The following is a 12773-nucleotide window of genomic DNA, read 5'->3' on the forward strand; positions in this document are numbered from 1 at the left end:
GGCGGGGGGGGCCCGGGCGGCGGGGGCGGGGGGGGCGGGCGGGGGGGCCCCCCGGGGGGGGGGCCCCGGGGGGGGGGCCCCCCCCGGGGGGGGGGGGGGGGGCCCACGCCGCGTCTTCGGTGCTCCGTGCCGGGCTCAGGCCCCGGGGTCCGCCCCGGTGCCCGAGACCGCGTTGTGCTCGTCGACGAACACCACCCTCGGCTTCACGTCCCTGGCGGCCTCGTCCGCGACCATGCCGTAGCCGATGACGATCACCAGGTCACCGGTGTGGACGAGCCGTGCCGCAGCGCCGTTGATCTGGACCTCGCCACTGCCCCGCGTGCCCTCGATGACATAGGTCTCCAGCCGGGCCCCGTTGTTGATGTCGACCACGTGGACGAGTTCTCCGGAGAGCAGATCTGCCGCTTCCATCAATTCAGGATCGAGCGTCAATGAGCCGACGTAGTTCAGATCCGCGGCTGTCACCGTGGCACGGTGAATTTTCGACTTCAGCATCATTCTGAACACAAGCTGGCCTTCCCCGTTCGATGGTCGCGTGGGAAATCACAGAGAGAAACGGAGCGCGTCGGCCCGGCACCGCACCCGACACGAGGGTCGGGTCACCGCCTCACGGAACGTCACCGTCCGTCGCCGGGCAGGGCCTTGGAGAACGCGCTCAGCCGCAGCGCGCTGTGCTGCTCTCCGCCCGCGCCCGCGCTCGGCTCCGGCAGGGGGCCGCCCTCGCACGTCGCGCCGCGCGCGGGGAGCTCGCCCTTCGCGAGGTAGGAGTCCACCGCCCGGTCGACGCAGTCGTTCCCGCCGCCGTACAGCATGTGGTCGCCCTCGCCGGTCACCCGGAGCAGGCGCGAGTCGGCGAACCGGGAGTTCGCGCGCCGCGCGCCCTCCATCGGGGTCGCCGGGTCGTGCTCGGACTGCACCATCAGCACCGGCGGTACGCCGCGGCCGTTCGGCTTGGGCAGCTTCACGGCGGGCCTGTCCCAGAAGATGCACGGCTCGGCGATGCTCCGCCAGCCGATCAGCGGGAAGAGCTTGCCCTGCGCCGCCGAAGTGGCCGCGAGCGTACGCCGGTTGCCGTGCCAGCGGGTGTCGTTGCAGCCGATGGTGTAGAAGGTGGCGTCGACGGCGTCCGGAGCCCCGGCCGGAGACCCGGTCGGCGCGCCGGCCAGTCCGGCGGCGCCGGGCGCCCCGGCCCCCTGGCGCACCGCCTCGACCCGCTTCCGCAGGGCGGCGGTCCCGTCCTCCGTCCGCTCCTTCCGCGCGGAGGGCCCGCCGACCGCCGCGTTCAGCCCGGCGAGCAGCTCGCCGAGGCGGGGGAAGCTCCCCTTGTTGTACAGGCTCCCGGCGATCATGGAATCGAGGCCGGTCGCGGTGAGGACCGAGTCGCCCATGTCGAGCGGCTCCTCGGCCAGGCGCGCGCGAATCCGCTCGTAGGACGCCCGGACGTCCTCCGCCGAGCCGCCGAGACCGTAGACGCCCGCGTACCGCGCGGCCCAGGGCAGGAAGTCCTGGCGGAACCTGCGTTCGAAGCCCATCGGCTGGAGTGCGTAGATCTTCTGCCAGGTGGAGGTGAACTCCACGCTCGAATCGAAGACGAACCTGTCGGTACGGGACGGGAACGCCGTGGCGTACTGGGCCCCGAGCCAGGTACCGGCGGAGAACCCGAACCAGTTCGTCTTCTTGTGACCGAGCACGGCGCGCAGCAGATCGAAGTCGCGCACCGTCTGCGCGGTGTTGACGAAGTCACCGAGCGGTTTCGAGGCCCCCTGGCACGCCTTGGCCATGCCCTCCGCGTCGTCGAGCATGGCGCCCACATTGGCGCGGCCGCGGTCCCGTACGTCGCGGGTGTGACCTATCGACGTCCCGCCGCAGGTCACATTGGTGCTGCGGCCGGTCCCCCGTACGTCCATCCCGACGATCTCGGAGGAGTCGGCGACCTCCGCGTGCTTGGGGTCGAGGAACAGCATCGGGACGACGAGGCCCGCCTCGCCGGGGCCGCCGGGGTTGGTCATGAGCAGGTTCTCGGGCTCGCCCTTCTCGGGACGCAGCCTGCTCACCGCGAGATCGACCGTGTCCCCCTTCTGCTTCTTCCAGTCCAGCGGCGCCTTCATGACCGCGCACTCCAGGCGCTCAGCGCCCGGCGGCATGCCCGGTTCCGGCTTCGGGAAGCAGGGCTCCCACGTCAGCTTCTGGGAGCGGAAGGTCTCACTGATCCCCTGGTTCCCCTCCCCCGCCTTCCGCGAGGAGTCGTCCTTCGTACTGCTGGAGGGCGCGGCGTTCGCCTGCGCCGCCCCCGCCATCAGGGAGAGCAGCGCGGCGGAGATGACGGCACGGGATCTGAGCATGACTTGACTCTCCTCGTGGGACTGGTCGGTCGGTTCGGCGGATCAGCGGGGAACGCGCAGGCCGAGCTGCTGCCGCTCGGCGGAGTCCGCGACGGCGCTGCCGAGGGCCACGTCCAGTACGGACATCCCGAACGGGTTGCACAGCACGAGGTCCGTGTCCGCGGGGCGGCCGGGCCCGGTGCCGAGCAGCACCTCGCCGAGGGTGCCGTCGACCTTGCGGGCGCCCGGCCGCTGCTCGGCCCCCTCCGCGTACCGCCCGTCGGGGCCGCGCAGCCTGCCCTCGCGGTACATCCGGCCGAGGAGTCTGCGGTGGTCGTGGCTGACCAGGCCCCAGTCGTCCACGACGACGAGGCCCGCCGCCTCCACGACCTCGGGAAGGGCGTCGTCCAGCGAGACGTGCACGATGACGGTGCCCGGCGCGAACCACTCCGGGCGCAGATAGCCGCGCGTGGTGACGGTCACCGGGACGACGAGGTCGGCGTCCTTCACGCAGGTCTGCGCGTCGGGCGCGGCCTGCACGGCGCATCCGGCGAAGTCCGGGTCCCCGGCGACGGTCTCCGCGAGGGCGCGGGAGCGCTCCGGCTCGATGTCGTGGAAGGTGATGCTCTCCAGCGCGAGGACCTCGGAGAGCAGCTGCACGTGGGTGCGCGCGAGCGTGCCGCAGCCCAGCACCGCGAGGCGCCGCGGCGGGACGGGGGCGAGTTCGAGCGCGGCGACCGCGGTGACGGCCGCGGTGCGGAAGGCGCTGATCCTGGCCGCCTCCATCATCACGCGGGGCCAGGCGAGTTCCTCGTCGAAGAGCAGCAGGAGCCCCTGGGCCCTGGCGAGTCCTCTGGCGGGGTTCCCGAGCGAGGCGTTGATGACCTTCAGGCCCAGCTGCTGCCCGGCCCCGGTGTCGATTCCGCCCGGCATCGCCAGGGAGCGCGCCGCGGAGCCGTCGGGGGCCGTCCAGCCCAGGTACGCCTCCTCGGGCAGCAGCGTACGGCCTTCCGCGTGCCGCATCACCGTGTCACGGACGACGGAGATCACGTCGACGTCGGCGAAGGCGCGACGCACGTCCTCCCTCGACAGATAGATGAGATCGGTACTGGGATATTCCTCGAAGTGCAGCATGCGGCAACCGGTCCAAACGCTCGGTTCGGCCTCGCACCCGGATCCGCCCGGCCCCGTTCGGCACGCGGCGGCGGAACTACGGGTGAGGCATGGCCACTGAAATTCGCGCCCTGACGGAATCACCGGTTTCAAGCCAGGCGCAAGAGCGGTGGCATCTTCTCGCCATTTCCGCACGAGGGAGCAGGTCTGGCCGATGATAGGGCTTGCCAAGCCCTTGGCGGATCACCCAAGTTACCCCGCCGTCGGCTTGATACCACTCCAAGACCTTGCATACTTTCATGTGTCCCTCCGCTGCTCCATGCGGACCCTGCTTCCGTGGACAGGAAGCGGGGGTGGAGAAATCGTGGAGGGGCGGAGCCGCTCATTCCGCGACGGGGCAGGAACGATCACGTCGGTCACGAACGTACGGCGTGGCACCCCGCGTGGGGAACTGGAGGGAAGCAGGAGACGTCTCGCCGAGGCGATGAGGGGGGCGCAGCACGCTCACGGGGGTCCTGATCATTCTGGGGGAACGTTGAATGACGTCGCCATATCGACGCCTGCGCACGACGAAGTCCACGTCAAACTACGACTGCTCGGTAACACCGAACTGATCTCGAAGGCGCGCTGCTTCCCGGCCGGCGACCCGCTGCAGCGGGGCCTGCTGGCGGTGCTGGCGACCCGCGCCAACAGCCGCGTCGGGGTGGAGACCCTCGCGGCGGCACTCTGGGACAGCCCGCCGCGGACCGCTCCCCGGCAGATCCAGACCAGGGTGTGGAAGCTGCGCGAACTGCTGGACCTCGCCTTCGCCGAGGACGGCGGACAGCACCGTCCCCGGCTCGTCAATCAGGCAGGAGGATATCTGCTGTTCGTCGAGCCTTCCTCGATCGATCTGATGCTCTTCAACTCCTTCACGGACGAGGCTCGACGCGCCGCCGCGAAAGGAGAGTTCGAGGAAGCGGCAAAGACGTACAGGCGAGCCCTTTCCCTCTGGCGCGGCCCGATTTTCGGCGGAGTTTCCCCGTCCGACATCTCGGCTCCGGGAATCCGAGCGGAAGCCATCAAGCTGCACGACAGTTTCATCACCGCGACCGAGGAAAGAATCGAGACGGACCTGACTCTCGGGATGCACGAGGAACTCGTCGGCGAATTGCAGTCGCTGGTGCGCAAGCACCCCTTACGGGAACGGTTCTGGCTGCTCCTCATTCGCGCGCTCGGCCGCGTGGGGCGGTGGGACGAGGCGGTGGAGACCTATCTGGAAGGACAGCGGCTCCTGGTGGAGGAATTCGGTCTCGACCTCAGCCCCGATCTCACCGAGGGGTACCGGACGATCCTCGCGGCGCGGCCGAAGAGGTACAGGGGCCCGGGGCGAGGGCACGCCTCAGCCGAGCGGATCACCGTGCTGACCGGGACGGGAAGCCTCTCCCTCGTCGCCACGGGGGCCCGGCAGCGGCCGTCCACGGCAGCCGCGGCGGGGCTCGTCGCGGAGCAGGTCCGCGCGCAGCGGCGGCAACACGAGTCCTCCGCCCACGACCGCCCGCCTCCGCACCTGGAGCCGGTGCTGGCCCAATTGCTCGCGGGCGCGACGGATCTCACCGCGAGCCGCAAACTGGGGCTCTCGCCGCGCACATTCAGCAGGCGGGTGTCGGAACTCCTCGACTACCTGGGAGTGGAGACACGTTTCCAGGCGGGTGCCGAAGCCCACAATCGGGGCTGGATCACCACTCACCCCGCGAACCCGGGCACAAAGCCCGTGTATTCCACGAAAATGTCCGACTCGATGAACGAGCCGCCGATGTCGCTCCACTCCGATCCGGCGGCGAACTGAATGGCGAATCCCGGCAGTTGATGATACGCACCGGATCGAGTGAGTGACGCAAACGAACGGTGCGGGGTCACTCAAGAACCAGTAAAGAGAAGCCTTGCCGGAGACGGCGGGCGGCGGGCCGCCCGCCGCCCGCCGCCCCGGAGCGCTCCAGGTCCAGCGGTCCAGGCCTAGCGGTCCAGCTCCGGCGCCGGGCAGTGCCGTACGGTCACCGGGTTGCACCGCACGGTCGTCTTCCCGCCGGGCAGCTCAGCGACGTAGTCCGAGCCGTAGCGCGCGGCGAGCCCCGGCACCGGGAAGTCGGTGCTCACCATCTGCGCGCCGGAGTCCAGCGCGTCCCGCAGCATCGTCGTGTCGCCGCTCGTCGCCTGGGCGAGCGGCACGTCGGAGCGGGTCCGCACGTAGTAGCCCCGCTTCACCAGATCCTGGATCTTCGCCTTGTTGAGGCCCGTCGGGTCGTTCTCCTTCATGAACGCCGCGTCGGGGCGCCCGCGTTCGGAGTCCGTGAACAGCACCCGGCCCTGCAGGCTCTCGCGGCCCCCGGCCCGGTAGGCGTCCTGGATCTCCTTGGCGTCGTTGTCCATGAAGAACATCGTCTTGCCGCGGGTGTCCCGCACCTTGGGCCAGCCGTACTTCAGCACCGACTGCTCCAGCGTCCTCCCGGGCCGCCGGATGTCGTCGGGCGTCACGGTCGCCTCGTCGGGGAAGACCGAGCGGATCTCCTTGTCGAGCGCGTCCAGCATCGCCGTGTCCCACTTGGGGCTCTTCGCGCCGCCCTGCTCCTCCAGGCGCGGGTCGGTCGACTTCAGCTCCAGCAGGATGGGCACGGCGACATGGCCCGGCTGCTTCGCGGACCACTCCTTGACCTGGGTGAGACAGCCCTTGAGCGTCACACACGTGGTGCGGTAGTCGAAGTCGGCCCAGTGCAGCACCTTGAACCCGGGCTTCTTCCAGTCCGGGTCGGTCATCGGCGGCAGCCCGGCGCGCTTCCGGATCAGCGGGTCGGCGTACAGCCCGCCCTGCGGGTCGGGGAAGACGTCCAGCTCGATCCCCCGCGCCCGCTGGCGCTCGAACTGCACGGGCAGCGACGCGTGACTGTAGAGCAGCGTCTGCCAGTTGGGGTCGTACTGGGACATGAGCTGCTGCTCCGGGAAGGAGGTGGTCTCCCGGTGGTAGCTGTTGTGCGTGGCCATCGACTGCACCTGGGTGAGCTTCAGCTTCCCGGCGGGATCGTGACGCTGCCCCTGGCCCTGCCCCTGCGCTCCCGCCTGGGCCGTGGACGAGAGCGCCGCGACAGCGGCGAGCGCTGTCGCGGCGGAGGCCCATCGGCGGATCCGGGTCCGGAGCGGTCTACTCGTGGTCGTCGTGCGCACATCGGCCTCCTGTCGAGCACGGAACGCGCGGCGAGCGCGCCGGTCACACGACACACTGGCGAGCCCGTACGGCCCGCACGTGCCCGCCAGTTGACGCACGCCTGAACATGCACCGCCCCTGGGCAGGGGTCAACACCGGACCCGGCCGTTACCGCACTTTCCCGAAGAACGACCGGATCGCCGCGGCGAGCGCCCCCGGCTGGTCCATCGCCACGAAGTGGTGGGCCGGGGGCGCGGCCTCGGGCCAGTGCAGCACCCGCGTGTGCCGCTCGGCGAGCCGCCGTATGCCGGGCGGACCGGCGTACGTCCCGGTGGGCGCGGCGGCGCTGCCCCGGGGCCAGCCGAAGCCCTCGCTCTCGTAGTACGGCCAGGAGGACGTCCCCAGCGTGCCCGTGAACCAGTACAGGCTGACGTTGGTCAGCAGCGCGTCCCGGTCCAGCGACTCCGTCACCGGCTTGCCCGAGGGGTCGAAGTCCTGGAACTTCTGCGTGAGCCAGGCCAGCGCGGCGACCGGCGAGTCCTGCCAGCCGTACGCGAACGTCTGCGGCGCCGCCCGCAGCAGCGCGTGGTGGTCGACGCCGTGCATCCAGTCCTGCCCCTGGAGCCAGTGGAACGCGGCCCGTTCGTCCTCGTCGAGGTCCGGCAGGTCCTCCTCGGCGGGGAAGCCGAGCCCGGCGGTGACGAAGACCCCGGCGACGGCGTCCGGGGCGGCGTCGGCGACCGCGGGCGCGACGTAGGCACCGAAGTCGCCGCCCATCGTGCCGTACCGCGCGTACCCGAGGCGCCGCATCAGCTCGGCCCAGAGCTTCCCGGTCCGGGCCGGGCCCCAGCCGGTGTCGCGCGGCGGCGAGGAGAACCCGAAGCCCGGCAGGGAGGGCACGACGACATGGAACGCGTCGGCCGGATCGCCCCCGTACGCCCGGGGGTCGGTCAGCGGACCGATCAACTCGGTGAACTCGGCGAAGGTGTGCGGCCAGCCGTGCGTCAGAACCAGCGGCAGCGCGCCCGGTTCCGGCGACCGGACGTGCAGGAAGTGGATGTCCAGGCCGTCGATCGCGGTCTTGAACTGCGGGAACCGGTTCAGCGCCGCCTCCCGCGCCCGCCAGTCGAAGCCGTCGCGCCAGTGCGCGGCCAGCTCCCGCAGCACGTCCACGGGGACGCCCCGGCTCCAGCCCTCGCCGGGCAGCGGCCGGGGCCACCGGGCGCGCGCCAGCCGCTCGCGCAGCTCGTCCAGTTCAGCCTGCGGCACGTCGATACGGAAGGGGCGGATCTCTGAAGTCATACCGGGAGGCTAGAAAGCCTCCCGGTCAGCTTCTGTCCTCGACGGGCCCGCCGGCACGGACGGGCCGTCAGCCCACGCTCGAATACGCGACGACGCCGCGCAGCATCCCGTCGATCGCCTTACGGGCGTTCTTCGCGACCGTCCCGCTCTGCGGGGCGGCGGCGGCCAACTGGCCCAGCACGTCGATGACCTGCTTGCACCAGCGCACGAAGTCGCCCGCGGGCATGTCGGCCTCGCGCAGCACCGTGTCGAGCCCCTCGCCGTCCGCCCAGCGGTAGGCGGCCCAGGCGAAGCCGAGGTCCGGCTCGCGCTGGCCGACGCCCTCGGCAGCGGTGATGCGGTGGTCCTCCTCCAGCGCGTCCAGCCGGCCCCAGGTCCGCACCATCTCGCCGAGCGCGGCACGGGCCCTGCCCCCGGGGAGCTTCGGCGGCAGCGCGTCGTCCCCGGAGCGGGACTCGAAGACCAGCGCCGAGACGCACGCGGCGAGCTCGGCGGGCGGCAGGCCCTCCCAGACGCCCTCGCGCAGGCACTCGGAGGCCAGCAGGTCCAGCTCGCCGTAGAGCCGCGCGAGCACCCGGCCGTCGTCGGTGACCTCGTCCCCGTCGAGATACCCGAGCTCGGACAGCAGGCCGTAGACCCGGTCGAAGGTACGGGCGATGGTGTTCGTCCGGCCCTCGATGCGGTGCTCCAGCTGGCGCGTCTCGCGCGTGAGCCGGTGGTAGCGCTCGGCCCAGCGCGCGTGGTCCTCGCGCTCGTCGCAGCCGTGGCAGGGGTGGCGGCGGATCTCGGTGCGCAGCCGGTTGATCTCGGTGTCCTCGGCCGCGGCCGAGCGCTGCTTGCGGTGCCTCGGCGGATCGTAGTGCCCGGCCTTGGTGCGCAGCGCGGAGGCGAGGTCCCGGCGGGACTGGGGGCTGCGCGGGTTGAAGGACTTGGGGATCCGCATCCGGTCCAGCGCCTCGACGGGCACCGGGAAGTCGATGGAGGCCAGCCGCTTGACCTGCCGCTGCGCGGTGAGCACCAGCGGGCGCGGCCCCTCGTGGTCCATCCCGCGGTGGTGCGCGGGGCTGCGCCCGCCCACGCCCGGGTCCAGCACCAGCGCGAGACCCGCGAACTTGCCGGTGGGGACGTGGATGATGTCGCCCGGCTTGAGCTTCTCCAGCGCGGCGGCGGCCTGCACGCGGCGCTGGGTGGCGCCCTGCTTGGCCAGCTCGGTCTCCCGGTCCTTGAGCTCGCGGCGCAGCCGCGCGTACTCCTCGAAGTCCCCGAGGTGGCAGGTCATCGAGGCGCGGTAGCCCTCCAGCCCCTCCTCGTTCTTCCGCACCTGGCGCGAGATGCCGACGACGGAGCGGTCGGCCTGGAACTGCGCGAACGAGGTCTCCAGCAGCTCCCGCGAGCGGTGCCGCCCGAACTGCGCGACCAGATTGACCGCCATGTTGTACGACGGCTTGAAGGAGGAGCGCAGCGGATACGTCCGCGCGCCCGCCAGCCCCGCGAGGGCGCCCGGGTCCATGCCGCGCTGCCACAGCACCACGGCGTGGCCCTCGATGTCGATGCCGCGCCGCCCCGCGCGGCCCGTGAGCTGGGTGAACTCGCCGGGGGTGATGTCCGCGTGCTGCTCCCCGTTCCACTTGACGAGCTTCTCCAGCACCACCGAACGCGCGGGCACGTTGATGCCCAGGGCGAGGGTCTCGGTGGCGAAGACGGCCTTGACGAGGCCGCGGACGAACAGCTCCTCGACGACCTCCTTGAAGGTCGGCAGCATGCCCGCGTGGTGCGCGGCGATGCCCCGCTGCAGGCCCTCCAGCCACTCGAAGTAGCCCAGCACATGGAGGTCCGTGTCGGGGATGTCGGCGGTGCGCTCCTCGACGATCTCGCGGACCTTGGCCGCCGCCGCGCTGTCGTTGAGCCGCAGGCCGGAGTAGAGGCACTGCTGGACGGCGGCCTCGCAGCCCGCACGGCTGAAGATGAACGTGATCGCGGGCAGCAGGCCCTCGGAGTCCAGCCGGTCGATGACCTCGGCGCGGCTCGGCGTCCAGATCCGGGAGCGCTGGCGGCGCTCCCGCTCGCGGTCGGCCTCGCGCTTGGGGCGTCCCCTGCGGCGGTCGCGGGGGTGGCCCACCCGGCTGTTCTCCATCCGGGCCATGCGGACGAGGTCGGGGTTGACCTCGCGCTTGTCGCCGGACTCCTCGAACAGGTCGTACATCCGGCGTCCGGCCAGCACGTGCTGCCACAGCGGGACCGGGCGGTGCTCGGAGACGATCACCCGGGTGTCGCCGCGGACGGTGTCCAGCCAGTCGCCGAACTCCTCCGCGTTGGACACCGTGGCCGACAGGGAGACGAGCGTGACCGACTCGGGGAGGTGAATGATCACTTCCTCCCAGACGGCGCCGCGGAAGCGGTCCGAGAGGTAGTGCACCTCGTCCATGACGACATAGCCGAGGCCGAGCAGGGACTTCGACCCGGCATACAGCATGTTCCGCAGGACCTCGGTCGTCATGACGACGATGGGCGCCTCGGAATTGACGCTGTTGTCCCCCGTGAGCAGGCCGACCTTCGACGAGCCGTAACGCTTCGCCAGATCGCTGTACTTCTGGTTGGAGAGCGCCTTGATGGGGGTGGTGTAGAAGCACTTGCGGCCCTGCGTGAGGGCCAGATGGACGGCGAACTCGCCGACGATCGTCTTGCCTGAGCCGGTCGGCGCGGCGACCAGCACTCCCTTTCCTGCTTCGAGGGCTTGGCACGCCTCGATCTGGAAGGCATCCAGCTCGAAGTCGTACAGGTCACGGAAGGGGGCGAGAGCGGTGGCCTCGTCCGCGGCGCGCTGGCGAGCCGCGGAGAACCGCTCTGCGGGGGACAGGTCCTCGGTCATCGTGTCTACGAGCCTACCGGCCACCCCTGACAGAGTTCACGATCTTTACCGGCTCATGGCACGACTGCGCTGGTCAGCCCCGTGCTCAGCCCCGTGTCAGCAAGCGGACCGCGCCCGGGACGGCACGCGCGGTGAGCGGCAGTGCTCCCAGCGGCTCCCCGTCCGCGTATCCCGTCACGCCCCGCGCCTCCAGCGTGACCTTCCGTACGCGATGGGTGGTGACGGCGGGGTGGCCGAGGTGCGTGCCCTTGTAGACGCGGGGGAAGACCCGCAGCAGCGTGCTGCAGGAGCACTTCCCCACCACCGTGACGTCCAGCAGCCCGTCGTCCATCGCCGCGTCCGCGCAGATCCGCATCCCGCCGCCGTACGAGGGCCCGTTGCCGACCGCGACGAGCGTGGCCTCGACCTCCAGGGGCTCCCCGTCGTCGAGGGTGAGGCGGTACGGCTCGGTGCGCAGGGCGGCGAGTTCGGCGAGCAGCGCGAGGTCGTACTTGAGCCGCCCGGTGGGCCATCTCATCCTGTTCCCGCGGTCGTTGACCCGCGAGTCGAAGCCCGAGGCGAGCACCGAGCCGAACCAGTGGCCGTTCACCTGCCCGAGGTCGACGGCCCTGCCGTGGCCCGCCTTGAGCGCCTCGGCGATCACCTCGGCGGCCCGCGCGGGCTCCCGTACGGGCAGCCCCGTGGCACGCGCGAAGTCGTTGCCCGTACCGACGGCGACGACGTCCAGCGGTACGTCCGTGCCCGCGACGGCCTGGAGGGCGAGCGAGGCCATGCCGTCGCCGCCGACGGCTATGAGGGCGCCCGTACCGCCCGCGACGGCCTCACGGGCCCGTACGAGCGCGTCGTCCGCGTCGCTGCCGACCACGGTGCGCACGGCGAACCCGGCCTCACGCAGGGCGCGTGCCGCGGGCTGGGCGGCCTGCGCACCGCGTCCACGCCCGGCCGTCGGATTGACAAAGAGAGTGATCTCGCTGGTCACAGGCGGACGATAACCGGTCAGGTCGCGTCGTCGTAACCGTTCCGCCGGGGCGGCTCGTCGCCATCGGTGTCGTCCGCCTCGGGGCGGGGCGACGGGACGGAGTCGGAGGTGCCGACGGACTCCGGGCTGTGGTCCAGCGGTGACGCCTCGTCGTCGTCCAGCTCCGCGTACGGGTTGGCGCGGCTGCGGCGGCGGTCGTTGAAGAGACAGATGGCGACCGAGCCGAAGTAGAGCAGCACGATGGGCGCGGCCAGCGCGCACATGGTCAGCGGGTCACCGGTCGGGGTGGCGACGGCGGAGAAGATCGTGATGCCCAGCACCATGCCCCGCCACCAGCCGAGCAGCCGCTTGCCGGTGAGGATCCCGCCGAAGTTCAGCATCACGAGCAGCAGGGGCAGCTCGAAGGCGAGGCCGAAGACGATCACCAGACGGGTGACGATGTCCAGGAAGTCGTCGAGCGGGATCAGGTTGCCCGTGCCGTCCGGGCTGAATTCGAGCAGCGTCTTGGCGGCCTTCGGCAGGATCACGTAGGCCAGCGCGGCACCCGCGAGGAAGAGCGGCACACCGGCCCCGACGAAGGCGCGCGCGTACTTCTTCTCGTGCTTGTGCAGGCCGGGCGCGAGGAAGCCCCACAGCTGGTAGAGCCAGATCGGCGAGGCGACGACGACGCCCGCCGTGAGGGCCACCTTCAGCATGATCGTGAAGGGCGCGACCAGGCCGTTGATGGTGATCTCGGCGCAGGTCTCGCCTTCCTTGGCGGCCTCGCCGAACCCCTTGGTGCAGCCGACGGAGTCGCGCACGGGCTCCATCAGGAAGTCCGCGATCTGCTTGTAGTAGAACATCGCGACGATGGTGACGACCAGGATCGCCAGCACCGACTTCATCAGGCGGTTGCGCAGCTCCCGCAGGTGATCCGCAAGCGGCATCCGCCCCTCGGGATCCTTGGGGTCCCTCCCCTGCTTACCCTGTTTGCGGGCGGACTTGAGCAACCCTCGTCCTCGGTCTCGAAGT

Annotated in this window: 8 protein-coding genes and 1 pseudogene; 1 reads left to right on the top strand and 8 read right to left on the bottom strand. The window is 71.1% G+C overall.

Annotated features, from left to right (window positions below):
• Positions 1-113: 113 nt before the first annotated feature.
• The 3 genes and pseudogenes from panD to ACGF3A_RS23625 all read right to left on the bottom strand — a co-directional run.
• Positions 114-507 (bottom strand): annotated as a pseudogene (gene panD / locus ACGF3A_RS23615) (aspartate 1-decarboxylase); the annotation flags it as partial.
• Positions 508-617: 110 nt separating this feature from the next.
• Entirely contained in the window at positions 618-2342 is a 1725-nt protein-coding gene (locus ACGF3A_RS23620; RefSeq protein WP_393732240.1) for an alpha/beta hydrolase, read from the bottom strand.
• A gap of 42 nt (positions 2343-2384) precedes the next feature.
• On the bottom strand, positions 2385-3455 hold the full coding sequence (locus ACGF3A_RS23625) for an ornithine cyclodeaminase (protein ID WP_393732241.1): 1071 nt from the start codon (positions 3453-3455) through the stop codon (positions 2385-2387).
• Between the two features lie 514 nt (positions 3456-3969).
• On the opposite strand from ACGF3A_RS23625, the gene ACGF3A_RS23630 reads away from it, so the two are divergent.
• Positions 3970-5262, top strand: coding sequence for a BTAD domain-containing putative transcriptional regulator (locus tag ACGF3A_RS23630; RefSeq protein ID WP_393732242.1), 1293 nt, complete (start codon positions 3970-3972; stop codon positions 5260-5262).
• A 167-nt stretch (positions 5263-5429) separates the two neighbouring features.
• Here ACGF3A_RS23630 and ACGF3A_RS23635 read toward each other — a convergent pair whose 3' ends face one another.
• From ACGF3A_RS23635 to tatC, 5 genes are all read right to left on the bottom strand, one after another.
• Positions 5430-6632 (bottom strand): phosphatidylinositol-specific phospholipase C1-like protein, encoded by a 1203-nt coding sequence (locus tag ACGF3A_RS23635; protein WP_393732243.1) that lies wholly within the window; start codon positions 6630-6632, stop codon positions 5430-5432.
• A gap of 148 nt (positions 6633-6780) precedes the next feature.
• On the bottom strand, positions 6781-7914 hold the full coding sequence (locus ACGF3A_RS23640) for an epoxide hydrolase family protein (RefSeq protein ID WP_393732244.1): 1134 nt from the start codon (positions 7912-7914) through the stop codon (positions 6781-6783).
• A 67-nt stretch (positions 7915-7981) separates the two neighbouring features.
• Positions 7982-10783: a DEAD/DEAH box helicase gene (locus tag ACGF3A_RS23645; RefSeq protein ID WP_393732245.1), complete on the bottom strand. Its 2802-nt coding sequence runs from the start codon at positions 10781-10783 to the stop codon at positions 7982-7984.
• Positions 10784-10868: 85 nt separating this feature from the next.
• Positions 10869-11762, bottom strand: a complete 894-nt coding sequence (locus ACGF3A_RS23650) for a diacylglycerol kinase (protein ID WP_393732246.1) — start codon at positions 11760-11762, stop codon at positions 10869-10871.
• A gap of 17 nt (positions 11763-11779) precedes the next feature.
• Positions 11780-12751, bottom strand: coding sequence for a twin-arginine translocase subunit TatC (gene tatC / locus ACGF3A_RS23655; RefSeq protein WP_393732247.1), 972 nt, complete (start codon positions 12749-12751; stop codon positions 11780-11782).
• Between the last annotated feature and the right edge of the window lie 22 nt (positions 12752-12773).

The sequence above is a fragment of the Streptomyces sp. NPDC048172 genome (assembly GCF_043202595.1).
GTDB lineage: Bacteria > Actinomycetota > Actinomycetes > Streptomycetales > Streptomycetaceae > Streptomyces.

What these genes read in the sequence shown, in the direction of transcription:
- ACGF3A_RS23645 (WP_393732245.1), bottom strand. Translation starts at nt 10,783, where the DNA reads ATGACCGAGGACCTGTCCCCCGCAGAGCGGTTCTCCGCGGCTCGCCAG.
- ACGF3A_RS23640 (WP_393732244.1), bottom strand. Translation starts at nt 7,914, where the DNA reads ATGACTTCAGAGATCCGCCCCTTCCGTATCGACGTGCCGCAGGCTGAA.
- ACGF3A_RS23625 (WP_393732241.1), bottom strand. Translation starts at nt 3,455, where the DNA reads ATGCTGCACTTCGAGGAATATCCCAGTACCGATCTCATCTATCTGTCG.
- ACGF3A_RS23620 (WP_393732240.1), bottom strand. Translation starts at nt 2,342, where the DNA reads ATGCTCAGATCCCGTGCCGTCATCTCCGCCGCGCTGCTCTCCCTGATG.